The organism is Halobacillus halophilus (assembly GCF_020171985.1).
GTDB classification, from domain to species: Bacteria; Bacillota; Bacilli; order Bacillales; family Halobacillaceae; genus Halobacillus; species Halobacillus halophilus_A.
In genome coordinates this window covers 75,309-97,542 of sequence record NZ_JAIVAL010000015.1, presented here as the reverse complement: position 1 = coordinate 97,542, position 22,234 = coordinate 75,309, and the positions used below count along the sequence as shown (strand labels likewise).

The 22,234-nt window shown below is 41.3% G+C and carries 26 protein-coding genes; 11 read left to right on the top strand and 15 right to left on the bottom strand.

Translation table 11 applies throughout. The features are described 5' to 3' along the window. Positions 1–62: 62 nt before the first annotated feature. On the bottom strand, positions 63–167 hold the full coding sequence (locus LCM11_RS18815; protein WP_014645089.1) for a putative holin-like toxin: 105 nt from the start codon (positions 165–167) through the stop codon (positions 63–65). Positions 168–405: 238 nt separating this feature from the next. On the opposite strand from LCM11_RS18815, the gene LCM11_RS18810 reads away from it, so the two are divergent. Further along, entirely contained in the window at positions 406–1,581 is a 1,176-nt protein-coding gene (locus LCM11_RS18810) for an MFS transporter (RefSeq protein ID WP_224895809.1), read from the top strand. A 353-nt stretch (positions 1,582–1,934) separates the two neighbouring features. After that, on the top strand, positions 1,935–3,239 hold the full coding sequence (locus tag LCM11_RS18805) for an alpha/beta hydrolase (RefSeq protein ID WP_224895808.1): 1,305 nt from the start codon (positions 1,935–1,937) through the stop codon (positions 3,237–3,239). Between the two features lie 38 nt (positions 3,240–3,277). On the opposite strand, the gene LCM11_RS18800 is transcribed toward LCM11_RS18805, so the two are convergent. From LCM11_RS18800 to LCM11_RS18790, 3 genes are all read right to left on the bottom strand, one after another. Continuing rightward, positions 3,278–4,000 (bottom strand): Bax inhibitor-1/YccA family membrane protein, encoded by a 723-nt coding sequence (locus LCM11_RS18800; protein WP_089751541.1) that lies wholly within the window; start codon positions 3,998–4,000, stop codon positions 3,278–3,280. A 127-nt stretch (positions 4,001–4,127) separates the two neighbouring features. Further along, positions 4,128–4,751 (bottom strand): response regulator, encoded by a 624-nt coding sequence (locus tag LCM11_RS18795; protein ID WP_224895807.1) that lies wholly within the window; start codon positions 4,749–4,751, stop codon positions 4,128–4,130. Continuing rightward, a complete protein-coding gene (locus LCM11_RS18790) occupies positions 4,729–6,081 on the bottom strand; it encodes a sensor histidine kinase (RefSeq protein WP_224895806.1) in 1,353 nt (450 codons plus the stop codon). The genes LCM11_RS18795 and LCM11_RS18790 overlap by 23 nt, the downstream gene beginning before the upstream one ends. A 188-nt stretch (positions 6,082–6,269) precedes the next feature. On the opposite strand from LCM11_RS18790, the gene LCM11_RS18785 reads away from it, so the two are divergent. From LCM11_RS18785 to LCM11_RS18775, 3 genes are read left to right on the top strand one after another with little or no spacing between them, the layout of a single operon-like run. Then, positions 6,270–6,875, top strand: a complete 606-nt coding sequence (locus LCM11_RS18785; RefSeq protein WP_224895833.1) for an anthranilate synthase component II — start codon at positions 6,270–6,272, stop codon at positions 6,873–6,875. After that, a complete protein-coding gene (pabB, locus tag LCM11_RS18780) occupies positions 6,872–8,596 on the top strand; it encodes an aminodeoxychorismate synthase component I (RefSeq protein WP_224895805.1) in 1,725 nt (574 codons plus the stop codon). The genes LCM11_RS18785 and pabB overlap by 4 nt, the downstream gene beginning before the upstream one ends. 24 nt (positions 8,597–8,620) lie before the next feature. Beyond that, complete coding sequence (locus tag LCM11_RS18775; protein ID WP_224895804.1) at positions 8,621–8,989, top strand: thiol-disulfide oxidoreductase DCC family protein; 369 nt, start codon at positions 8,621–8,623, stop codon at positions 8,987–8,989. Between the two features lie 11 nt (positions 8,990–9,000). Here LCM11_RS18775 and LCM11_RS18770 read toward each other — a convergent pair whose 3' ends face one another. The 5 genes from LCM11_RS18770 to LCM11_RS18750 all read right to left on the bottom strand — a co-directional run bounded on the left by LCM11_RS18770 (position 9,001) and on the right by LCM11_RS18750 (position 11,947). After that, the gene (locus tag LCM11_RS18770) at positions 9,001–9,177 is read right to left on the bottom strand and encodes a hypothetical protein (protein WP_014645080.1); all 177 of its coding nucleotides are present in this window, start codon (positions 9,175–9,177) and stop codon (positions 9,001–9,003) included. Positions 9,178–9,207: 30 nt separating this feature from the next. Then, positions 9,208–9,519, bottom strand: coding sequence for a DUF2178 domain-containing protein (locus tag LCM11_RS18765; RefSeq protein ID WP_224895803.1), 312 nt, complete (start codon positions 9,517–9,519; stop codon positions 9,208–9,210). Continuing rightward, on the bottom strand, positions 9,512–9,721 hold the full coding sequence (locus LCM11_RS18760) for a helix-turn-helix transcriptional regulator (RefSeq protein WP_224895802.1): 210 nt from the start codon (positions 9,719–9,721) through the stop codon (positions 9,512–9,514). Before LCM11_RS18760 ends, LCM11_RS18765 begins: the two co-directional genes overlap by 8 nt. A gap of 322 nt (positions 9,722–10,043) precedes the next feature. Beyond that, positions 10,044–10,613, bottom strand: a complete 570-nt coding sequence (locus tag LCM11_RS18755) for a biotin transporter BioY (protein ID WP_224895801.1) — start codon at positions 10,611–10,613, stop codon at positions 10,044–10,046. Positions 10,614–10,936: 323 nt separating this feature from the next. After that, a complete protein-coding gene (locus LCM11_RS18750; RefSeq protein WP_224895800.1) occupies positions 10,937–11,947 on the bottom strand; it encodes an NADP-dependent oxidoreductase in 1,011 nt (336 codons plus the stop codon). Positions 11,948–12,096: 149 nt separating this feature from the next. Here LCM11_RS18750 and LCM11_RS18745 point away from each other — a divergent pair, with 149 nt between their 5' ends. Together LCM11_RS18745 and LCM11_RS18740 are read left to right on the top strand one after the other, a co-directional pair. After that, positions 12,097–12,861 (top strand): GNAT family N-acetyltransferase, encoded by a 765-nt coding sequence (locus LCM11_RS18745; RefSeq protein WP_224895799.1) that lies wholly within the window; start codon positions 12,097–12,099, stop codon positions 12,859–12,861. Beyond that, entirely contained in the window at positions 12,839–13,549 is a 711-nt protein-coding gene (locus LCM11_RS18740) for an alpha/beta fold hydrolase (RefSeq protein WP_224895798.1), read from the top strand. The genes LCM11_RS18745 and LCM11_RS18740 overlap by 23 nt, the downstream gene beginning before the upstream one ends. 35 nt (positions 13,550–13,584) lie before the next feature. Here the strand turns inward: LCM11_RS18740 and LCM11_RS18735 are convergent, their stop codons facing one another. Together LCM11_RS18735 and LCM11_RS18730 are read right to left on the bottom strand one after the other, a co-directional pair. Beyond that, on the bottom strand, positions 13,585–13,950 hold the full coding sequence (locus LCM11_RS18735) for a DUF779 domain-containing protein (RefSeq protein WP_224895797.1): 366 nt from the start codon (positions 13,948–13,950) through the stop codon (positions 13,585–13,587). A 24-nt stretch (positions 13,951–13,974) separates the two neighbouring features. Next, positions 13,975–15,495, bottom strand: a complete 1,521-nt coding sequence (locus LCM11_RS18730) for an aldehyde dehydrogenase family protein (protein WP_224895796.1) — start codon at positions 15,493–15,495, stop codon at positions 13,975–13,977. 199 nt (positions 15,496–15,694) lie between these two features. Here LCM11_RS18730 and LCM11_RS18725 point away from each other — a divergent pair, with 199 nt between their 5' ends. Next, positions 15,695–16,570 (top strand): 5'-3' exonuclease, encoded by an 876-nt coding sequence (locus LCM11_RS18725; protein WP_224895795.1) that lies wholly within the window; start codon positions 15,695–15,697, stop codon positions 16,568–16,570. 28 nt (positions 16,571–16,598) lie between these two features. On the opposite strand, the gene LCM11_RS18720 is transcribed toward LCM11_RS18725, so the two are convergent. The 4 genes from LCM11_RS18720 to LCM11_RS18705 form a co-directional block, all read right to left on the bottom strand. Further along, positions 16,599–17,861, bottom strand: coding sequence for a tetratricopeptide repeat protein (locus tag LCM11_RS18720; protein ID WP_224895794.1), 1,263 nt, complete (start codon positions 17,859–17,861; stop codon positions 16,599–16,601). A gap of 149 nt (positions 17,862–18,010) precedes the next feature. Continuing rightward, complete coding sequence (locus LCM11_RS18715) at positions 18,011–18,643, bottom strand: SDR family oxidoreductase (protein ID WP_224895793.1); 633 nt, start codon at positions 18,641–18,643, stop codon at positions 18,011–18,013. Between the two features lie 109 nt (positions 18,644–18,752). Continuing rightward, positions 18,753–19,688 carry a PD-(D/E)XK nuclease family protein gene (locus tag LCM11_RS18710; protein ID WP_224895792.1) on the bottom strand — a complete coding sequence of 312 codons (936 nt, stop codon included), beginning with the start codon at positions 19,686–19,688 and terminating at the stop codon, positions 18,753–18,755. Between the two features lie 32 nt (positions 19,689–19,720). Further along, complete coding sequence (locus tag LCM11_RS18705; RefSeq protein ID WP_224895791.1) at positions 19,721–20,065, bottom strand: MGMT family protein; 345 nt, start codon at positions 20,063–20,065, stop codon at positions 19,721–19,723. Positions 20,066–20,180: 115 nt separating this feature from the next. Between LCM11_RS18705 and thiD the strand changes: the two genes are divergently transcribed. The 3 genes from thiD (at position 20,181) to LCM11_RS18690 (ending at position 22,220) form a co-directional block, all read left to right on the top strand. Next, entirely contained in the window at positions 20,181–20,981 is an 801-nt protein-coding gene (thiD, locus tag LCM11_RS18700; protein ID WP_224895790.1) for a bifunctional hydroxymethylpyrimidine kinase/phosphomethylpyrimidine kinase, read from the top strand. Between the two features lie 58 nt (positions 20,982–21,039). Further along, positions 21,040–21,669 carry a Type 1 glutamine amidotransferase-like domain-containing protein gene (locus tag LCM11_RS18695; RefSeq protein WP_224895789.1) on the top strand — a complete coding sequence of 210 codons (630 nt, stop codon included), beginning with the start codon at positions 21,040–21,042 and terminating at the stop codon, positions 21,667–21,669. Positions 21,670–21,770: 101 nt separating this feature from the next. Further along, positions 21,771–22,220: a regulatory YrvL family protein gene (locus tag LCM11_RS18690; RefSeq protein WP_224895788.1), complete on the top strand. Its 450-nt coding sequence runs from the start codon at positions 21,771–21,773 to the stop codon at positions 22,218–22,220. The last annotated feature ends 14 nt before the right edge of the window (positions 22,221–22,234 follow it).

The window sequence follows — 22,234 nt, the reverse complement described above, 5'->3', positions numbered from 1 at the left end:
TGTTCCTTAGGGATCGGCTACTCACTTGAGGAATAGACCTCTCCCGTTACCAGACAGGAGGTCTATTTTTTATTGGTCATTTTTATGACCAACGCAAGCAGAGCAATAAGGAAAGTTCCAAAGGAAAATAGAACCATGAACACCTCATAGATACTCAAAAAAGGCATCACCCCCTTTCGATTTCGATAAGGGGGCAGCCGACCTCCTATTTAGAAACACTGCCTGATTGTCATTTTATCACAACTATTATAGGTCAATAGAATGAAAATAATAGGTGTATAAATTTTTTTAATATAATAAATCGTTTACATTTATTTTTATAGTTTTAAGTAAAGAAACCGTGGGAAAACCCTCCAAGCAATCAAACAGGTTGATATATATTACAATCATCAGGAGGTAACTCACATGTCCCGAGGAAAGAGTATTCACGCTCTTGTCATCCTAATGTTTACCCAGTTTATATCGGGTGGGGTGACGAATACAAAAGGAATTGTGCTTGATCAGGTAGAACAGGATTTAGGACTTGATATGAGCCAATTCGGTCTTGTCGTTTTTATATTTCAATTAGGTTTTACACTAGCCAGTGTACTGATCGGGTACTATACCGATAAAAAAGGGCTTCGCATTATGACCATCATCGGTTCAATTATTATGGGACTTGGATTTCTAGGTACCGGTCTTGCTCCTAATATTACGTTCTTTTTAGGGTTTTATATGATTGTCGGCTTCGGTCTGGGTTCTTTAGGTGTTGCTTCTAACGCAATCGTGCCGGCCGCATACCCTGATCGACAAAACAAGATGTTTAACTTAGCTATGGGTGTATATGGATTAGGAATGGTCGTATTTCCACAGTTCTTAAATTATCTTTTCCAGTTTGCTTCCTGGCGTTATTTCTATATAGGGATTGCGGCAAGCCTTGTAGCCGTTATTATCTACATTACTTCCGTTCATTTCCCGTCTGGAAAAGCTGAGAAGATTGATTTGAAAGCCTTTATTCCTATGTTAAAAGATGCACAATTCGTATTTCTTATGTTTTTCTTAGTTTTTGAAGTCTCGGCGGAAGTATCCTTTATGAACTTCTTCCCGACTTATCTTAAATCTCTTGATTTAGGCGGGATTTCTACTGAAGCCAAAGAAGACATGGTAGCAACCATTCTATCTCTGTTCTCTGTATTCTTTATGGCAGGCAGACTCGCAATTGCTTACCTGACCAGCTGGATCAATGAACGTGTTATATTGATTACATTCTCTGCCGGCTCCTTGCTCATGGTAGGAATCAGCTTCGTGTTTGCTAATGATTTCCCTTATTTATTCTCCGGTGCAGGTCTGTTTTTCTCAACATTATTCCCTACGGCCACAGCTTTTGGTACACAGCTTTCCAAGACAGGGGGTTCTGCACTTGGTTTAATATACATTGCTTCCGGTATCGGCGGTGGTATTGCAGGTTATATTGTCGGCTTGGCCTCTGAAATATTCGGCCAGGCTGGAGGATTCAGTATCGTGCTTATATTCTTGCTTCTTATGCTGATCACTACCTTGTTTATGAACAGTAAGAAGTCAAGCCAATTAAAAGAAGCGTAGCCCGGATTATAAGAAAGACGCATGGTCTCACAAGAGACTATGCGTCTTTAGTAATTGACTTTGTTTTTAGGGTAATTGTTATTCATTCAATAAAAGGATTGCTCTTGGAAGATTGTGCATTTTAACCGTTATAAGCTGTTTTTATAGTACGAATTGGCGGCGATGAAGAATCCTTTCTGAAAAGTGAATGTAACTTGAAATATTAACAATACCCTCTAATAAAGCCAGGAAATTAAAGATTTTCACGGACACATATGTTATAAATAGGTTAATTATTAAATTGTTATAACATATATTGTGGAATATTCTTTTGAATGAGACCCTTATCTTTGGAATAAAAAGGGAGGTTTATTATGCGTGTTTGGCTGCCGATCATCCTATTGATCCTGCTCATAACAACTGGCTGTAGTGAAGGAAATCAGACATCCGAAGGAAGTGATAAAGTGGGAGAGGACTATGTAGAGGGGGAGTGGAGTGGTTCGATTCAAGTGCCTGATCAGCCCATAAATATCATCGTGGAGTTTCGGGATGAGGAAACGCTGCAAGGTGAAATATCAATCCCCGCTCAAAATATAGAAGACTATCCCCTGGACCAAGTAAAGTTAAACGGGAAAGAACTTACGTTCCAAATGTCTATTTCCGGCCAGTCCCTTCGTTTCATTGGAGCGGTAGAAAAAGATGTAATCAAAGGAACGTTTACTCAGTCCGGCCAGAATTTTAACTTTGAATTACAGAAACAGAAAGATTCTTCCTCCAGTGCGAGTAAGGAAGACTTTATGACGATTGAAACCATTACCGGCACTTTGTATGGATCACTGCTTTTACCCGAAAAAGGTTCAAAGCACCCGGTAGCTTTAATTATTCCTGGATCGGGACCTACGGATCGTAATGGCAACAGTCCCGGCATACAAGGAAAAAACAATAGCCTGAAACTTCTTGCGGAAGAACTTGCGGATAGAGGAGTGGCGAGTGTACGGTACGACAAACGAGGAGCAGGCAAAAATGCTCAAGCCGTTACGAAGGAAGGGGATATACGCTTCGATCAGTTTGTAGATGATGCTAAGCAATGGATAGATAAGCTTAATGAAGATAAACGATTCTCCGAAGTAGTTGTAATTGGACACAGTCAAGGGTCCCTGGTTGGTATGGTTGCATCTGAATCAGGAAGTACGGATGCTTTTGTATCCATCTCAGGAGCTGGACGAACGTTTGATCAATTGTTAGAAGAGCAGCTTTCTGAAAGTCAGCCGGATGATTTATATCAGGAAAGCCTCACAATCCTTGAGAGGTTAAGAGAAGGGGAGACCGTTGAAGAAGTAAGTGATCCTCTAATGAGTGTGTTCAAACCTTCCGTACAGCCTTTCTTACATTCTTGGATGGCCTATGATCCCGCTGAACAGATGAAAGGATTGGAAATCCCGACTCTTATTGTTAATGGAACAAACGATCTTCAAGTTACTAAAAAAGATGCTCAAATTCTATCAGATGCTAACCCTGAGGCAGAATTACTCCTTATCGAAGGTATGAACCATGTCTTGAAAAAGGCTCCCGAAGATCGGGAGGGGAACCTGAAGACATATGGGAATCCGGATTTACCTTTAGCAGAGGAACTAGTGCCAGGAATAATGAATTTTTTGACTAAGAATGGGGTTAAGTAGAAGAAGGAGCCTTTCCACGTATGGAAAGGCTCCTTTCATTATCTCCTCAACTTTTGTAGCAAACGGAGAATTTCAATATATAGCCATACGAGTGTAACGATCAGCCCAAAAGCGCCGTACCACTCCATATGTTTCGGAGCACCGCGGTTTACACCTTCCTCAATAAAATCAAAGTCCAGAACAAGGTTCAGCGCGGCAATGGCGACAATAAATAGACTAATACCAATTCCAATTGGCCCACTGGAATGAAGATACGGAACCTCCATTCCAAAGAAGATGTTCATGACAAAGTTAATAAGATAAACGACAAAAATACCTAGAGTAGCGGATACCACCATCAGTCGGAAGTTTTTCGTTACTTTAATCACTCGACTCGCGTATAGGAAGAGGAGCACACCCATAACGGCGAGCGTCAAGGAAGCCGCTTGAATAACGATGCCAGGATAGCTGCTTTCAAAAAAGGCTGAAATACCTCCAATAAAGAAGCCTTCGAGTGCGGCATAAATCGGTGCGGTTATGGGAGCTGCCTTAGGTATGAATGCCGTAATCAAAGCAAAGATCAACCCGCCTATTGCACCGATCAGCATCATAGCCGTCACATCTGCTCCTAAAGAATACTGATACCAGGTGTACAGCGAAGTTCCTAAAAGAAAAATGAATAAGAGTGCAATTTTCGCAACCGTACCGCCAAGCGTCATGGTTTCACCTTGGCTGCGACTTCGGAAAGTATCGTTTTTTAATACAGGATTTCCTGTTCTCATGATGTCCTCCCTTAAAATAGCTTGTCATAGTAATATACTAGAGCGAAATGTATTTCATTACTGTAAGATTGTACCCTTACAAAATGATATTACACTTAGAGACACACGTTGGAGATTTAGAAACTGTTCAATGGGTGTACCATTTATACAGCTTTTTTGGCCGCCCGATTTTCTGGTGACTAACAACTTGCTTTACTTTGCCTTCTTCTAAAAGATGCATGAGGTAGCGGTAAACAGTAGGGTATGCAAGACCGACTTCTTTAGAAATACCATCTACTGAAATCGATGCTTTGTGTTCTTTCAGGAAACTGGCAACGGTTTGCAGTGTCCCCTTACTGATCCCTTTTACCGTGAAAACATCCTCTTCTTCATCCTGGACACTCTTCATATTTGCAATTTGGGCATGAAGACGAATCCGTGATATTAAATCAGGAGCCTTCACAGGTTTTAAAGCGAAATCAGTTGCGCCTTCTTCAAGGAAGCGATCGGCCACTTCCTGTCTTTCATCTACCGTCAGGACAAGGATCGGGATCTGCTGATTATGCTTACGCAGCTCACGGACGGTCTGTAAACCATCCATCTCAGGCATATGATAATCAACTAACACCACATCGAATGCCCCGTTCAGGAATTTCTCTATACCCTCTCTGCCATTCACTGCTGTATCGGATTCCCATTCTGCATGTTTACAGAATTCCGTCAGCATAAAGCGCAGGGATTCGTCATTATCAATGATCAGGATCTTCATCATTCACTCTCTCCTTCGGTATATGAATCCAGAATGTAGTGCCAATTCCATGTTCACTCTCAATGGACAATTCGGCTTCATGTTCTTGGACTACATTTTTTACAAACGTCAAGCCGACCCCGGGGTGAGACTTGGTACTATAACCGGCATTCCAGATTTTCTCTATATTTTCTTCACTGATCCCGTGTCCATTATCTTTCACACCGATGTAAACACCACCTTCACCTGTTTTTGAGCAGATCGTTACGGTAGCGTCACTCAGGCCTTCAACGGCATCACTTGCATTATCAATTAAGTTCACAAGTGCTCGAGTCATTCGTATTTTATTAATATAGATCTGAATATTCTCATCTGCCTCTAGATCGAAATCATAAATGGTCGCCGAATCAGAAAGTTTATTAGCTCGTACATATTCAATGAACGTCTTTAATGTACACCAATTTTTCTTCTCATGGTACAAGATTTCAGAAACCATGTCGCTGGTTGATTGAATTGAAGAAGAGATTTTGTCTGTGTAGCGGAGAATTTCAGGATCCTCTGTTTTCATTTGAATTAATGAATTTAGCCCTTCCATTAGAGAAAGGGGGGTTTTCAGGTCATGCACTAGGTGCAGGGCTTCTCGACCAGAACGTGACTCCACCATTTCCAGGCGGGCAATGTCAAGGTCCTGCCGCATTTTCCATTTCTGTTCCGAGACCGTTAAATAAACAGCCAGTACAATAGCGTTAACGATAAATACGGCACTGAAAACCAGACTGTAAAATGACAACGTCGTGCCAAAGCCAAGTTGTTCAGCAATTGCCTTCACTTCCATTGAAATCGTCCCGCCTCCAAATCCAAAGGCACTTAAAAATAATACGGTATCGAGCCATTGGACCCCGAAGAGCAATTGCGCTAACACAAAGGATTTAAAAACAGGACGAAGCCTTCCTTTACCGAGCATATGCAGAAGCATAATGGACAATAACAGAAGCAGGGCAGGGGCGCCGAAATGATAATTAATGGAGTTATACCCGTTAATGATCAGGTAACTTAGTGGAATAATGGACAAGGGAATAAGTACCTTAAGCCAGGACTTTCCATAATAGGCGCCAATCTCATCTCCTAGAAGCAGGGCCCCTATATAGTGCGGAAGGGCGCGAATGGTGTTCAATAGGACAAGAGCAAAAGCGGCCAACATTAATGTGCTTCCATCCGGCTCTTCTCTTAGGCTTCTCATTAAGCTGCCAAGTCCGGACATCTCTACGCTGAGCCATAAAGGCATCGATATCCCAAGTACGATCAGAAGGACTTTTGTCCAGATACTTTTGGAGCGCAACAAAGCTTTGTTCATCCTAATCATCCTAACGCCGAGCATTCTTTCTTTTCATTCTAATACAGGAAAAGAATTTTTTCGATTCTTTTTTACGTAAAAGCGTTACTATAACGTGATGATTTTTCCCCTAAGAAATTATAGAATCAAATGAGAAAGCTTGTATAATGATAATACAAACCATTACATCAAGTGAAGGTGCTGCTATTATGATTTTAATTTTAGATAATTATGATTCATTTACTTATAATCTTGTTCAATACTTTAAACAAATCGATACAAATGTAAAAGTATATAGAAACGATCAGATATCGATTGATGATATCAAAAGTCTTAATCCCGATTTTATTGTTCTGTCTCCCGGCCCTGGGTCACCTGAAGAGACGGGGGTATGCCGGGACGTTGTCGAACAGTTTCATCAGACCAAACCAATTCTAGGTATATGTTTAGGCCATCAATTAATCGTTCAATTCTTTGGGGGCACGGTGAAAGCAGGTGCCATGCCCATGCACGGAAAAGTCACGAAAATCAACCACGACGGGAATACCGTTTTCAAGAACATTCCAGAGGCAATTCAAGTCACACGCTATCACTCCCTTCATACCCCGCCGGAGGAGCTTCCTCCTATGATTGAAATTAGTGCTGTATCAGAAGACGGAGTAGTGATGGCCGTGAGGCATCGGACACTGCCTATAGAAGGGATACAATTCCATCCAGAGTCTATCATGACAGATTACGGGTATCAGATGCTCGTAAATGCCTATCACTCCGCTGTTTCCAAAAGTAATTTGGAACTGGAGGGATCGCTTCAATGAACGGACCAACCTTATTATTCGAGTTTAGTGATCGTTATGGAGACAAGAGCCCTAAAAGATTTGCTGACCCGGAGCGTATTGTCTCTGCTGAAACGATCGAGCAGGTGGAGCAAGCGTTTTTTGAAGTTGAGCAGGCGTTGCAACAAGGCTATTACGCTGCAGGATTTGTTTCCTACGAAGCTGCCCCTGCCTTTGATGAAGCTTTACAAGTTCACCCAGACTCAGAATGGCCGCTGGTATGGTTTGGGATATTTAATGAACCGGTCTCTAGTGGATTAAGTTCCCATTCGGAGTCGTTTCAAGTATCAGACTGGCTTATGGAAGGTGATTACAGCCAGTATAAAGAAGGAATAAGCGAGATAAAAAAGGCCATAAAGCGTGGTGAGACTTACCAGGTAAACTACACAACCAGGCTGAAGGCCGACTTCTCAGGAAATGAATATGCATTTTACAGACAACTGGCTAATGCACAGAAATCTTCATACAGTGCTTATATTAATACGGGAACACACCAGCTATTATCGGCTTCACCTGAGTTGTTTTTCCGTATTGATGATGGAACGATTACCACGAAGCCGATGAAAGGGACGGCTCCCCGGGGCAGGTTTCTGGTAGAAGATGAAAAACGGAAAGCTGATCTTCTTCGTTCAGAAAAGGAACGCTCTGAAAATCTGATGATTGTGGATTTACTTCGAAATGATCTCGGCAGGATTGCTTTACCAGGATCCGTCCATGTACCTGAACTCTTTGAGGTGGAGACTTATCCAACCGTCCATCAAATGACCTCCACGATAAAAGGACAACTCGATGGTTCCTTCAGTATGTGGGAAGTCTTTCAAGCTTTATTCCCGTGTGGGTCTATTACGGGCGCCCCAAAAGTTCGGACGATGGAATATATTCGAGAATTAGAACGCAGTCCGCGTGAAGTGTATTGCGGAGCCATAGGATATATGACCCCTGAAAAGGAAGCCGTTTTTAACGTTCCGATTCGTACAGTTATGTTGAATAATGGAACGGCGGCCTATGGAACAGGCGGGGGAGTGACATGGGAATCTACGTCTGAGGGAGAGTATAAGGAGATCCATACAAAGGCGAAACTTCTCACAGAAACTGTGCCTCAATTCCGGTTGTTAGAAACAATGAGATTGGACGATGGAAGGATTCCTTTACTTCCTTATCATCTGAAACGTGTACAAAATTCCAGTGATTATTTTGGGTTTAAAGTTGACCAGGCCCTGCTGCTACGGAAAATACGTGAAATTATTTCTCTTTATCGAGATGGGGGACATAAGGTAAGGATGTTGGTGGATCAAGAAGGGAACCCTGTAATTGAGTGCACACCATTAGAGGAATTCCCTTCAGCTTTAGAAGCTGAATTGGCCGATCATCCTGTAGATGAGGAAGACCCTTTTTTGTTCCATAAAACAACTCACAGAAAAGTTTACGAAGAACATCAAAAGAAGGGAAAAATGGTTTTGCTTTGGAACCGAATAGGTGAATTAACAGAGTTTACGATAGCTAACCTTGTGGTGAAATGTAATGGAGAATTTTACACGCCACCCATTTCGTGCGGTCTGCTTTCAGGCACTTACCGAAAAAAATTAGTCGACGAAGGAGTACTTAAGGAGCGGGTTCTGAGGAAAGAAGAGTTGGAAGAATTCCAGGAAATATGGATGATTAATAGTGTTCGCGGATGGATTAGAGTCCATCTCGTGGAATAGTGATGGATCTAAGGAGATGATGGAATGAAACATGTGGTTTTTTATGATGCTCAGTGTCCTTTCTGTTACCAGATTAAGAGAGTTTTCAGCAAGTTTGACTGGCTGAACCAAATTAAGTGGGTATCTGTTCAAGCAATCGAGAAAAGTGGGAAGTATCCTTACTTAGAAGGCCGTAATACCCTGGATGAGATTCATATGCTGACGAAGGAGGGGGAGATTAAGAAAGGCTTTTTTACGATACGCAGATTGATGCTTGTATTGCCGCCCGTTTCTTTGATTGGTCTTCTCCTTTATTTACCAGGATTGAATCTTATCGGATCTCCTCTTTATCTATGGTTTTCAAGCCACCGATATCAATGGTTCGGGCGTTATGAATACCCTAGATATTCCTAGTGAAATGCCCCCTAGTCACGGGGGCGTTTTTTGTTTTGACGTTTCCACATGCTTCTTGCACCGAAAATAATAACGATAATGGCTATAATAAGCGCTGTCCAGCTCTCGTTAGCTATACCCTGGTAAATTCCATTCCCAAGAAATAATAAACACAGTAAAAGAAAAATCATGAGCGAGATCGTATTCATAGCTGTCCTCCTTAGCTTCTTGGCTTATAATTAGTTATTTGCAGCGTGGTGATAAGCAAAGAGTCCGTAGGCCGTCATATGCCCTACATATAGAAAAGTGAGCAGGAAGAAAGAAATGGTAATTCCTTCTACTACGATTTCCACTGCCCAGACTATAATGATTAAGGCTGAGGTAACCATCCAGCCTCCTGCACGAGCATGGACACTGATGGTATGCTGGCGCTCATCAAGTTGTCTGTTTTTCTTCATATACTTTTGATTAATCAAAATAACGGCCAGTGCAATGGATAACCCCACAATCAATCCTGTAAGTCCAATCATGTTATTCCAGAAGTCATTCAATGTTTTCATCTCCTTCAAAGATAAATAGATCTTCGATATGACAGTTAAAAATCTGGGCAAGCTTGTGGGCAAGGATTAGAGAAGGTTTATACTTTCCTTTTTCAAGAGATATCACCGTCTGTCTTGACACATTAAGCAGCTCTGAGAGTCGCTCCTGGGTCAATTGATGATCGATTCGCTGATCCCTGATGATATTTTTCATAGCTTCCTCCAATTGCATAAAAGTAAAGTAAACTTAACGTTAAGTTTACTTTACTTTTATGCAGAGGGTCAAGTTAAATATGGAGTGTAAGTAAAAAAATAAGCCGGAACGGAGTCCTGGCTTATTTATAACCTCTCTTGATTTTGTGGGCCGAATCCCTCACCACCGCCTCGATACAAGCAGGGGGAGTTTAATGAAGGGTAGTTTCAGTTCGAAAGTCGGGAAAAGTTAATTACTTATTTTCAAAGCGGGAGAATTAAGAGGGTACTGCTGACAATATCAAGCATGATCGAACTTTCTTCCAATAGGGTAGATCTAATAATTAAGCCACAGCTTTCCGGGAAGAAAGAAGTAAGTTTGCCTGTACAAGACGTCTTCTGACAGTTATTCCAAGCCAGCTTGCCAGAAAAGCTTTAATCAATCCTACAGCGATAAAAGGGTATACACCACCGGCAAGGGCTTGTGCCCAAGTAAGGTCTAAAACGAACTTTAATTGAATAGTGCCAAACAAAAGAGTGATCATCATTCCGGCCGTATTAGCAAGTAAAGCCATCGGTAAGTTGAATGAAGTTTTTTCTAAGATATACCCAGTGACAAATGCCGCAGCAATAAATCCAATGATATAGCCTCCCGTAGGCCCAGCCAGAACCTGAGCACCGCCTTTAAACCCTGCAAATACAGGCAGGCCTGCTGCTCCTAAAGCAGCATAACAAGTCATTGCTGCCGCTCCCTGGCGGCTTCCTAGAATAGTAGCGGTTAATCCAACCGCTAACGTTTGACCGCTGATCGGAACTAATGGAAGAGGAATTTCTACTTGGGCCAGTATAGCTGTTACGGCCGCAAAAATAGCGCAGTTGATCATAATTCGAAGTCTTCTGCTCTCGGAGTTCAAAGTAATCCCACCTTGTTAACTCATTTTAATATAGGTTAACATAAATGTTTTGGAAATGAGTACATTTTTTGGGTAATTTGTAAATTAAATTCTTTTGGCTCAGCTATAGTTTATGGTTAACTTCTCGTAATAGTATATTACTACGCAATAGGGCCGGTAGGGAATCTGTAATAGGAAAGAAATCTTTTTGAGTCGCGCGCTGCCTAGTGCCTTATGTTCGATCAAAGAGAATGGGTTCGATATAAAACAAAAAGAGAGCGCACAATATTTGTACGCTCTCTCAAATAGTCAGGCGAAAATGGGTACACCTGCTCTATTACCTATTAAGATTTTTGAGAAGGTTCTGCTACTTTAACGAGCTGTTTACCAAGGTTAGCTCCTTCAAACAGTCCAAAGAAAGCGTCAGGAATGTTTTCGAACCCTTCGGTGATCGTTTCTTCGTAAGTGAGCTTTCCTTCACTCAACCATTTAGATAATTGCTGGAAACCTTCGGAGAAGCGGTTTTGATAATCCCCTACAGTGAATCCTTTAATTAAGACACTTGATTTAATTAAGTGCATTTGAATACGCGGTCCCTGGTCGTTCGGAACGTTATAAGATGAAATGGCACCACACTGGGCAATTCTTGCATATTTATTAAGAAGAGGATAGACGGCATCGGAAATATCTCCGCCTACGTTATCGAAATATACATCAATACCGTCCGGGCATTTCTCCTGAAGAGCTTCAGAAACATTTTCGGTTTTATAGTTGATGGTGGCGTCTACGCCTAGTTCTTCTTTTAAATAACTGGTTTTTTCTTCTGTGCCCGCAATACCAACAACGCGGCAGCCCATGATTTTACCGATTTGAACGACGGTGGAACCAACAGCACCTGCTGCTCCGGAGACCAGAATCGTTTCTCCTTCTTTAGGTTGTCCGATGTCCATTAAGCCGAAATATGCGGTAAGTCCTGGCATCCCAAGAATACCTAGAGAAGTAGTGATTGGTCCGAGACTCGGATCAATTTTACGAAGGCCGTCTGCCTTTTGTACTGTATATTCTTTCCATGGAAGCATTCCAGTAATAATGTCGCCTTCACTTAATTGATCAGCGTTGGATTGCACCACTTCTGCAACGGCCCCACCTTCAATCGGTTCGTTTAATTGAAAAGGTGCAACATAAGATTTAGCATCGCTCATTCGACCTCTCATGTAAGGGTCTACGGAAACGTATAACATCTTCAGGAGTACTTCTCCTGAACCTGGTTCAGGCTGGTTATTTTCTACAACTTTAATATGTTCATGCGTAGGTGCAGCTTTTGGTCTTTCTACTAAATGTATTTCACGGTTCATTTGATAAAACTCCTTTCTTGTAATTTCAATCTATATTGTACCGCGTAAGGATTATAAAATGAAAATAATGTGATTGTTATTACCATATTCGGCTTAGATAAGGTAGGATGATAGGGGAACAGTGTAGAAGTAAAATCTTAGGAGGATTTATGGACCAGAAGCAAAATCTCTATGAAAAAGTCAAATTTGTAATAGGCGATAATTTTATAACCATAGAAGAAACCGGCCGCTTAACAGACCAGGAACTTTGTCAGTTGACGGATCTATTAGTTTCAGATAAAGATATTCAGCAGGAGGATAATCTAACTATACTAGTGAACAGCGCCCGATCTGCAGAAGTTGAGAAGTATTTAGAATCCTGCCAATTCAAATTTCATGATGAGAGAATCTTTGTACGCTTTGATCTTAGCAGAATGGGGGATGAGGCGGCAGTTTTTACTATGAAATCGTTGAGAGAGGTCTCTGTGGCACACTTTAAAGATGTATGGCAAAGATCTATGGAAGGGTCTTTAAACGCTGCGCCATATTTAAGTATGGATGAGCAAATAGAGAGCGTGAAAAAGGAATTGGGTTCTTCTTACATAGATACATGTAACGTGGCTTATGAAAATAAGAAAGCTATTGGTGTGGTAATGCCTCACATTGAGCCCGGGACAGAGAATGAAGGCCGGATGTTTTATTTTGGACTGGTTCCGGAAGCTCGCGGCCAAGGGAAAGGCTCAGTTCTTTATAGGCAGGGATTGGACATGCTGAAAAAAGAATTTGGAGCGTTATATAGTGTAGGAGCTACAAGTGTAAACAACCACCCTATGCTTTCCATACTTCAACGGAATGGCTGTGAGGTTACAGAAACTATTAAATTATTTAAAAGGTCGAATAGAGGGGGATTCGATGATTCTTCACACCACAATTAAAGGAACAGGGGAGCCAGTAATATTTCTTCATAGCAGACTGGAAACAGGGATTACAGATTTTGAATACCAGTGTGACCAGTTATGTGATCAGTTTCAGGTAATCCTTCCTGACTTAAGGGGCCACGGCAATTCTTTTAGTGATGAATTTAATCATTTCTTCGAGAATACAGCTCAGGATCTCGCTGAAACAATGGAACATTTACAAGTGAATGAAGCTCACATCATCGGCAGCGATTTAGGAGCATTTGCCGGGATTTTATTGGCCCAGAATCACCCTGAAAGAGTAAAGAGTTTAACGGTTTCGGGCATTTATCCCAAAAAACCTGCTCGTTGGAAGCAGTTGCATAGAAAAGAGACCGAGAAACAAAGACGTCTACTTCGAGATAAGACTCAGATAGATTATTATAATCTCCTTCATAATACAAACTGGAGAGAATTTATTTACCTGGCAAGAAACCCGGACTGGTACCCGTTTTATTTATCGGAAGGTTTACCAGACCTGAGGGTGCCTGTCCTTTTCATAGCAGGGGAGTCCGTTCAGTATGAAGCATCTGGCGCTTCCATTTACGGAGCTTGTCCTTCTATTCATAAAGCAGTACTTCCTTTTGCCGGTCACTCCGTCCATAAAGATCAGCCAGTGATTTATAATCAAATTCTCCTGCAGTTTCTTCGTAAAAAAACAATATAAAACAGCCCTCTTCATGCAATAAAGAGGGCTGTTCCTTATTGGTCTGCGCTTTGAAGTTCTGCTGCTTCTTCTTTTGTAAAAGCGCGTGACCTTGATAAGAATCTTTTACCTTCTACGCCTTCTAAAGAAAACATTCCTCCTCGCCCATCTACCACATCAATAATCAGTTGAGTATGCTTCCAGTATTCATACTGCTTTTTGTTTATATAAAAGGGGGAAGAACCAATTTCGCCTAATAGAATATCCTGTTTGCCTATCATTAAGTCACCATCCGGATAACACATTGGCGAACTTCCATCACAACACCCTCCGGACTGATGAAACATCAAAGGTCCATGCTTATCTTTCAGCTTGTCAATCAATTCGAGGGCGGCATCAGTCGCAGTCACACGTTCGACCATCTTTTGTCACCTCCTCATTTTAGATTAATAGAATCCTAGTTTCTGAGGGCTGTAGCTGACGAGCATGTTTTTGGTCTGTTGATAGTGGCTTAACATCATTTTATGGTTCTCACGCCCAACACCAGACATTTTGTATCCTCCGAAGGCTGCATGTGCAGGGTAAGTATGGTAACAGTTGGTCCAGACTCGACCGGCTTCAATTCCCCGGCCGAAACGATAGGCCGTATTCATATCCCGCGTCCATATTCCGGCTCCCAGACCATACAGTGTATCGTTTGCAATGGACATGGCTTCTTCTTTGTCTTTGAAGGTGGTCACAGAAAGAACAGGTCCAAAAATCTCTTCCTGAAAGACACGCATGTCGTTGGTTCCTTTAAACATGGTAGGCTTCACATAGTAGCCATCTTTGAAATCGCCGTCCAGCTGGTTTCTTTCGCCGCCGACAAGGCATTCTGCACCTTCCTCTTTGCCAATTTGCAGGTAAGATAAGATCTTATCCAGCTGTTCAGAGGAAGCCTGAGCTCCCATCATAACTTCAGGATCCAGTGGATTACCTGTTTTGATGGCTTTCACACGTTCAATAGCACGGTCCATAAACTGATCATATATCGATTCCTGTATAAGAGCTCTTGATGGACATGTACAGACCTCACCCTGGTTTAATGCGAACATGACCATGCCTTCAATGGTTTTATCTAAGAAGTCATCATCTTCGCGCATCACATCTTCAAAGAAGATATTTGGAGATTTGCCTCCAAGTTCTAACGTGACAGGGATGATGTTCTGGGAAGCATACTGCATAATCATGCGTCCGGTTGTGGTTTCACCAGTAAAAGCTACTTTATTGATGCGTGGATTCTGAGCCAGAGGCTTACCTGCTTCAAGTCCGAATCCATTTACTATGTTTAGAACACCGGCAGGAAGGAGGTCTTCGATCAATTCGAGTAAGTACATAATCGATGCCGGAGTCTGTTCGGCTGGTTTAAGTACAATCGCATTCCCTGCTGCAAGAGCTGGTGCAATCTTCCATGTAGCCATTAAAATAGGAAAGTTCCACGGAATGATCTGACCTACAACTCCCAGCGGCTCGTGGAAATGATAAGCAATTGTATCTTGATCAATTTCGCCAATTGATCCTTCCTGAGCACGAATAACAGAGGCGAAATAGCGAAAATGATCGACAGCTAAAGGGATATCTGCATTTAAAGTTTCCCGCACCGCTTTTCCATTTTCCCAAGTTTCAGCTACTGCCAATTTTTCTAAGTTCTCTTCCATTCTGTCTGCGATCCTATTAAGGATCAGCGATCGTTCGGTCACAGAGGTTTTTCCCCAGGCATCTTTTGCCTGATGGGCAGCTTCAACAGCCAATTCCACATCTTCTTCTGTGGAACGGGCCACCTGACAGAAGTTCTGACCTGTGACAGGTGTCACGTTTTCAAAGTATTCCCCGTTTACCGGGGGCGTCCATTTACCACCAATGAAGTTATCGTAACGCTCTTTGTATTGGACAATCGATCCTTCCGTATTCGGAAATGCATAGACCATTCTTACTCCTCCTCAATGTGTAGTAAAGTGTAAACGCTTACAAAGGACTTTATGTAAAGAGCAGACACTTATCTTGAAACTAGCATGTTATCAGAATTTTGTCAATTATTAGAAGGAAAGAGGGGTATAAACGTTTTGGTGCCTGCTTGCTCCTTTTTGTTATAATGGAGTCAACTTAACAATAAAGGGGAACAGGTGAATGACAACAACGAACCGAATTATGGTTGTGGACGGGATGGCTTTATTATTCCGTGCTTTCTATGCTACAGCCATGAGCAATTATTATATGATTAATAGTAAGGGGACACCAACCAATGCCGTTTATGGCATGGTGAAGCACCTTTTTACAGCTATAGAAACCTATCAGCCTACGCATGTAGTGTGCTGCTGGGATATGGGAAGTCAGACATTCCGCAATGATTTATTTCCGGATTATAAAGCTAACCGCGGGGCCCCGCCAGAGGAATTAATTCCACAGTTTGATCTGGCTAAAGAGGTGGTCGAATCTCTCAATATACCAAATGTGGGGCAGGTTGGTTATGAGGCAGATGATTGTATGGGAACATTAAGCCGACTTTACAGTGAGCACTCTCAAGTGTTTCTGCTCACAGGTGACCAGGACCTGCTTCAATTATTGCAGCCCAATGTTCACGTAGTTTTATTGAAAAAAGGATACGGTAATTATGCGGAATATCATCAAGACTCCTTTTACGAAGAAAAAGGGATCGCACCCTCTCAAATGGTAGATTTGAAAGCTTTAATGGGAGACAGTAGTGATAACTATCCTGGAGTAAAAGGGATCGGAGAAAAGACGGCTCTTAAACTTTTAATGGAGCACCAGACCATAGAAGGTATTCTTGAAAATTTAGATAAGCTGACAAAGGGGCAACGGGCCAAGATTGAGCAAGATTTAGAAATGCTTCACTTATCCAGAGAGCTTGCCAGGATTAATTGTGAGGCAGATGTTAACTGTTCCCTTGAGGACGCCCTATTTTATATTGATGATGAAAAAATGGAAGCTAAATTTAATGAACTGGAATTCCGTAATTGGAAAAAGAATTTAGTTCGTATATAAAAATCAGGAGCAGCTGCTCCTGATTTTTTTATAACAAATCTTTTTTTTGGGTAAACCTAAAGTTGTTGGCTTCTTTAAAGCACATGGCTGATTTCTTATATAATCGTTTTTGGTAAAAAATATTCCCGAGCATTTCCAGGTAGGTTTTATAATCTTCGTATTCGTTTAGTTCTCGCATACTTGGAATAATTTCATTCTCAAGCTGATCGATAAATTCATCATTATGCGTTGTGTTTTGAATGGTATGACGTAACACGGAAAACTTATGAATGAAAAATATACTACGAGAGTCATTTGCTTCTTGCTCGCCTAAGCGTATATAATCCCACGTCGCTTTCAGATCGTTACAGTAGTAACTTGTAGAGGCGAGTAGATAGAGGGTGCTAATCTCGAAATATTTTTCAGACGTTTCAATATCCTGTGCCTTTTGTAAATAATGTAAGGCTTCTTGGTATTTTTCTTGATTAGCATAGATATAACCTAGATTATGAAAGATTCTTCTTTTTTCCAACTGGGGAAGATGATATTTAGCAAACTTGAGTAATTTTAGAAAATATTCCTCTGCTACGGAATGAATATTCAAATATCTGTAGTTCAAAGCAACGATCATGAAACTGTCCACTAGCCTAGAATAATTAAGATTATTCTTATACCCTTCAATAGCTTTCTCTCCATAATAAATAGACTCAATAGAAGACCGAGTTTTTAAATAGGCGAGTGAAATATGAAAATAGTTTTCATATTCAATGATCGGAAGTTTTTCCATCAGTTGATTAGCTTTTAAAAAATGGTGTAAACCATCTTTTACCTTATCCATCATCAAATAATTAATCCCTAATGTCTTATGATAGAAGAATTGGAACTCTAACGTAGAGTCAGGGAAAATGTCTGCCAATTCTTTAAGCCAATTCTTACTAAGCAGCTTATCTTCCTTTGTAAGAACATGGCGGGCATGAAAGATTTTATATAAATGTACTAATTCGATATTGTGATTATCTTCCAAAGCAAGCTCGCATTTTCTTTTCAATTCATCCATTAAAGACAAATCTCTTAGCTGAGCAGCTTCATGCCATTCCCGCAGATCTTGATAAATCTTTTCATCAAAATCCTGATTAATATCGTTCAGCTTGATATGTAAACGTTCTCCAAGGAGTCTGTATATTTCTTGACTGGCGTTGATGGTATTATGTTCAATCTTACTCAGGTAAGAGACCGAGCATATACCCGTCGCCAAATCTTCGAGGGTCATATTATTGAACTTACGATGTTGTTTAATTAATGAACCTTTCAATGTGCACAACTCCTTTAAAGCGCATAAGTATGTACATTATATCAAATCACACCGTTCCTCCGTATTTTTATCTATTTTTTCTCGATTTATTTCAAAACTAAAAGAAAACAAAAAAGCCACCTCCAGGCGGAGATGGCTTTTATACCTAATTATAGAGAGCGTAGAGCTTCTTCGATTTGAGTGTCGCCTGAGATCATTTCAAACGTTTTATGGAAAACGCTTTGTTCTTGTAGAGCAGCGATCATGGTTTTGGCCACATCTGCGCGAGGAATGGAACCTTGTTCGACCGTTTCGCCTACTTTAATTTTGCTGGTTCCTTCTTCATGCGTTAGACCGCCTGGACGGACAATTGTAAAGTCGAGTTCAGTGGACTTCAAATAATCATCCGCTTCGCCTTTCATTTGTAGATAATGCTTCAATTCTTCAGGGCCGCGCTCAGGATCTCCGGCAGCCATGGAGCTCAGCATAATGAATTTCTTAATGCCTAAGTTTTCTGTGTGTTTGATCAAGTTAATGGCACCGTCGCGGTCAACCGCTTCAGTTTGATCGGCTCCTGTGCTTGCTCCGGAACCTGCTGCGAAGATAACAGCATCTTTACCTTTAATTGCGTGACCTACATCCTTAGTAAGATCCGCTAATACTGGAGTTCCTCCAAGTTCTTCAATCTTTGCCTTCTGTTCTTCCTTACGTACCAGACCAAATGGCTCATGACCATCTTCTTTTAGATATTGAATAAGTAAACGGCCTGTATGTCCGTTTGCTCCTGCTACTAGTACTTGCATGCTAAAACGACTCCTTCCGATAGATATATTCTCTGGATATGTTGTCCACTCCTTATTTAGCCTTTTTTTCAGAGCTTGAAACATATGAACAGGTCAAAAGGAGGTTGAATTATGAAAAGCATAACTCTTGATAGTTACAACGAGCGCAGACCCGAGGATCCTCCTGCATAGGAAAGTTCTCGATCGGAAGAGGCTTGTTTTTAGAGGAATCTTCCAGATAAGCTTTCATCTGCTCCATACTAATTTGATATAGATGCTGTACATTGATTAAATCCTGTTCTTTTAATTGGTATTCAATATGGGTCCCTTCCAGTAAGTATTCATTACGGATAACAATATCCTCGATGGACGGGATGTCATATTTCTCTTTGAGATACAAGGCGTAAAGAGCGAGTTGGTTTCGATCTTCATCGGATGCTTTACCGGTCTTCCAGTCTACAATGACCCATTGATCTTTTTGTAAGTCTTTATAGACAAGATCCATCACAATAAATATCTTAACTCCATTGGCTTTCATAAAACGGAAATCCTCTGACTCTATAAAACGCATGTGCTTTTTATTTAAAACGTCTTGAAATGAACGGCTGGAGTAAAAATTCTTAACCGTAGTCTGAAGTCGTTCAGTTATCTTTTTGACTTTAGCCTCAGGAAGCTTATTGGATTGGCTATAATAAATTTCGTGAAGCATCGTGTAGTGTTTGGGCCGGTTCATCCATAAATGCTCTTTCCGTGTGGATTCAATAAAACCGCGGTTTAAATGCCTCCTTATTTCCTCAGTGAGAGCCTGTTCATTTGGGATGTGCTGATTGTTAAGAACTTGCTGAATGGTCTGATAGATCAGGTCGTGAACGATACTTCCAAAATGCATTTCCAGATTAGTAATTTTCTTCAAACGATAGGTTTGTCGTGCAAGAGAGTCAGCGTCTTTCAGCCAGCCATTATGTGAAAAATAGTAATCATAAGCATATTTACGAACACACGTCATCAGTGTCTTGTGACGCGAAAGGGACCAGGACAATTCGGGGTAGGGATTGATTTCAAACATAGAAAACCTCCAACTGCATATGTAACCATTTATTATAATTGATCTTCCAGAAAATTAGAATCAATAGGGAGCTCGGAGTCACTTGCTTGGAATTCCTGCAAGTTGATTCTCCATTGAATAACGGGTACACCTTCAGCTTCGAGTGCCATTCGCTGATTCTCAGCACCTTCCTCATTTTGAATGGCAATTTTTCCTTGGGCATTAATTACCCTGTGCCACGGCAGTTCGTGTTTTTGGCTCATGGAGTGAAGGAGTCTGGATACTTGTCTTGCTGCGCGAGGGTTCCCGGATAGCCGAGCTATCTGCCCGTAGGTCATCACCTTTCCTTCGGGTATGAGCTTAATAACCTTCAGGACATTCTGGGTAAAGGTTTGCATAGGTTCATCCCTCCTCATGTTATTAATTTTACAGTAAAAAAATAAAGTATGAATAGATTCTGGAAAAAATTATTTGTTACAATTTAAATAAGATTACGAGAGGGGATAATTAAGTATGAGTATACCAAGAGTATTGTCCATTGCAGGTTCTGCATCACAAGGAAGTGCGGGAATTCAGGCTGATCTAAAGACATTTGAAGAGTTTGATGTGTATGGAATGAGCGCCATTACAGCCATTGTGGCTAATAATAATACAACTGATCAAGGGATCTTTACCCAGTCTTTAGAAGCGGTTGAAGCGCAGGTGTATGCGTCTCTTGAACATGTAGGGGCAGACGCTATTAAAACAGGGATGTTGTTTACCGAAGATATTATTAAGCGTACGGCTGAACTAATTCGTTACTCTGAAGTCAGAAATATAGTCGTTGATCCTGTCATGGTAGGTAAAATGGGATCGCAACTGTTAAAAGATGAAGCTATTGATACGCTGGTAAAGGAATTGCTGCCAATGGCTACCATTATCACACCGAATTTGCAGGAGGCAGCCCGGATATTAGATGCTCCTGTGCCGGAAAGCCCTGAAGATATGAAGGCATTGGCGCGCGATCTGCAAAGTCTTGGCCCGGATTACGTCCTTATAAAAGGAGGCGCTTTAAAAGACTATCCTGCTGTTGATATATTGTTTGACGGGACAAGTATGGTAGAACTTGAATCAGAGCGCGTAAAGACCGTTCATACAAGCGGAGCAGGCTGTACCTATTCCGCCGCCATTGCAGCTGAGCTTGCGAAAGGAAAAACTGTAGAAGAAGCGGTTCGGAAGGCGAAATCATTTGTAACCAGCGCCATTGTCTATGCCTTGTCGTTTGATCGAGGAATTGGTTCTGCTTATCATGCCGCACACCGAACAAAGAATTAGTCTCATGAAATCCTTAATAAACATTTAAGTATTAGATATTAAAAAAGGGGGAGGAAAGTTGAATCGTTCTACTCATTTATTCTTATTTGGTTCAGGGCCTCCCTTTACACCGAACCTGGGAGAAGAATTTAAAAGGTTAGCAGAGGGAACCAAAATTGCTGTCCTCTATATTGAGAGGGAAGGGTCCGCCGACTACCTTCCCCTTTATACGATTTGTTTAGGTATCTCCGATTCTGAGATTTATTATCTGCCTTTAAGAAACGAATATTCTTCAGAGGATTTAGCAGCTCTCAAAGAGGCAGGCGCAGTTATCATAGGGGGAGGAGACACTGCTTTGTACAGGAAATTTATTGTAGAAACGTCGGTTGGACAGATAGTGAGAAACTTGTTTGAAGAGGGGAGACCTTTTGCCGGGTTCTCAGCGGGAGCATTGATCTCCCCGGAAGAATGTGTGATTTCTCCTAACGATAACGTTCAGGAAGTGCAGCTCTTTGAGAAAGGATTAGGACTTCTATCGGATGCAGTAGTTTCAGCACATTATCTTGAATGGGAAGAGGAAGTAAATCTCAAAACAGCTGTGCAGGAGACTGGGGTAACCAAAGGATATGGAATTGCAGAAAACTCAGGAGTTTATATGAAGAATGGACACCTTAGCGACACAGAAGGCTATATCCACATAGAAAGCTAATACTAAGATCAGGTAAACCCTTCCACCTCAGGTCATCCATAAAATGGATGACCTGAGGTGGAAATTAAAGGATATACGGAGGGCTATGAGGGAGGAAAAGAATGAAAAAACATAGATTTCGTCATTCTTTTAGAAAAGATAAGTCCACGGTATTTATAAGTATGGGAATCCTGCTTCTTCTTGGAATAACCATAATTTTTGGCGTATTTTTCTTTGGCATGGTCGGACTATTTCAACTAATGGGAGTTTCATATGAATCTGTATCGTCCCTGCTCCTGTTTGGAGTGCTTATTTTTATTCTAGGATTGCTCTTTGAAGCGGCCGCTAAAATAGTTAAAATGATCAGTTCATATACTAAACCTTCCCCTTCTGTATTTACGGTTTGGCGTATTTTCGTTGATCTATTATTTACTTGGCTGACCATTTACACAGTAGATGAACTGGTCTCTCAAGTGACCATGGTTCTGTGGTCAGAATGGTTTTTTACTTGCCTTCTAGTTATAGTTGATTATGTTTTTGACGAAAAGAAACATACTAAAAAACTCGCCTGAGTTAAGGCGAGTTT

Bases quoted from the DNA above. Each gene is read 5' to 3' on its own strand.
- LCM11_RS18815 (WP_014645089.1), bottom strand. From the start codon at position 167: ATGCCTTTTTTGAGTATCTATGAGGTGTTCATGGTTCTATTTTCCTTT.
- LCM11_RS18810 (WP_224895809.1), top strand. From the start codon at position 406: ATGTCCCGAGGAAAGAGTATTCACGCTCTTGTCATCCTAATGTTTACC.
- LCM11_RS18805 (WP_224895808.1), top strand. From the start codon at position 1,935: ATGCGTGTTTGGCTGCCGATCATCCTATTGATCCTGCTCATAACAACT.
- LCM11_RS18800 (WP_089751541.1), bottom strand. From the start codon at position 4,000: ATGAGAACAGGAAATCCTGTATTAAAAAACGATACTTTCCGAAGTCGC.
- LCM11_RS18795 (WP_224895807.1), bottom strand. From the start codon at position 4,751: ATGATGAAGATCCTGATCATTGATAATGACGAATCCCTGCGCTTTATG.
- LCM11_RS18790 (WP_224895806.1), bottom strand. From the start codon at position 6,081: ATGAACAAAGCTTTGTTGCGCTCCAAAAGTATCTGGACAAAAGTCCTT.
- LCM11_RS18785 (WP_224895833.1), top strand. From the start codon at position 6,270: ATGATTTTAATTTTAGATAATTATGATTCATTTACTTATAATCTTGTT.
- pabB (WP_224895805.1), top strand. From the start codon at position 6,872: ATGAACGGACCAACCTTATTATTCGAGTTTAGTGATCGTTATGGAGAC.
- LCM11_RS18775 (WP_224895804.1), top strand. From the start codon at position 8,621: ATGAAACATGTGGTTTTTTATGATGCTCAGTGTCCTTTCTGTTACCAG.
- LCM11_RS18770 (WP_014645080.1), bottom strand. From the start codon at position 9,177: ATGAATACGATCTCGCTCATGATTTTTCTTTTACTGTGTTTATTATTT.
- LCM11_RS18760 (WP_224895802.1), bottom strand. From the start codon at position 9,721: ATGAAAAATATCATCAGGGATCAGCGAATCGATCATCAATTGACCCAG.
- LCM11_RS18750 (WP_224895800.1), bottom strand. From the start codon at position 11,947: ATGAACCGTGAAATACATTTAGTAGAAAGACCAAAAGCTGCACCTACG.
- LCM11_RS18745 (WP_224895799.1), top strand. From the start codon at position 12,097: ATGGACCAGAAGCAAAATCTCTATGAAAAAGTCAAATTTGTAATAGGC.
- LCM11_RS18740 (WP_224895798.1), top strand. From the start codon at position 12,839: ATGATTCTTCACACCACAATTAAAGGAACAGGGGAGCCAGTAATATTT.
- LCM11_RS18735 (WP_224895797.1), bottom strand. From the start codon at position 13,950: ATGGTCGAACGTGTGACTGCGACTGATGCCGCCCTCGAATTGATTGAC.
- LCM11_RS18730 (WP_224895796.1), bottom strand. From the start codon at position 15,495: ATGGTCTATGCATTTCCGAATACGGAAGGATCGATTGTCCAATACAAA.
- LCM11_RS18725 (WP_224895795.1), top strand. From the start codon at position 15,695: ATGACAACAACGAACCGAATTATGGTTGTGGACGGGATGGCTTTATTA.
- LCM11_RS18715 (WP_224895793.1), bottom strand. From the start codon at position 18,643: ATGCAAGTACTAGTAGCAGGAGCAAACGGACATACAGGCCGTTTACTT.
- LCM11_RS18710 (WP_224895792.1), bottom strand. From the start codon at position 19,688: ATGTTTGAAATCAATCCCTACCCCGAATTGTCCTGGTCCCTTTCGCGT.
- LCM11_RS18705 (WP_224895791.1), bottom strand. From the start codon at position 20,065: ATGCAAACCTTTACCCAGAATGTCCTGAAGGTTATTAAGCTCATACCC.
- thiD (WP_224895790.1), top strand. From the start codon at position 20,181: ATGAGTATACCAAGAGTATTGTCCATTGCAGGTTCTGCATCACAAGGA.
- LCM11_RS18690 (WP_224895788.1), top strand. From the start codon at position 21,771: ATGAAAAAACATAGATTTCGTCATTCTTTTAGAAAAGATAAGTCCACG.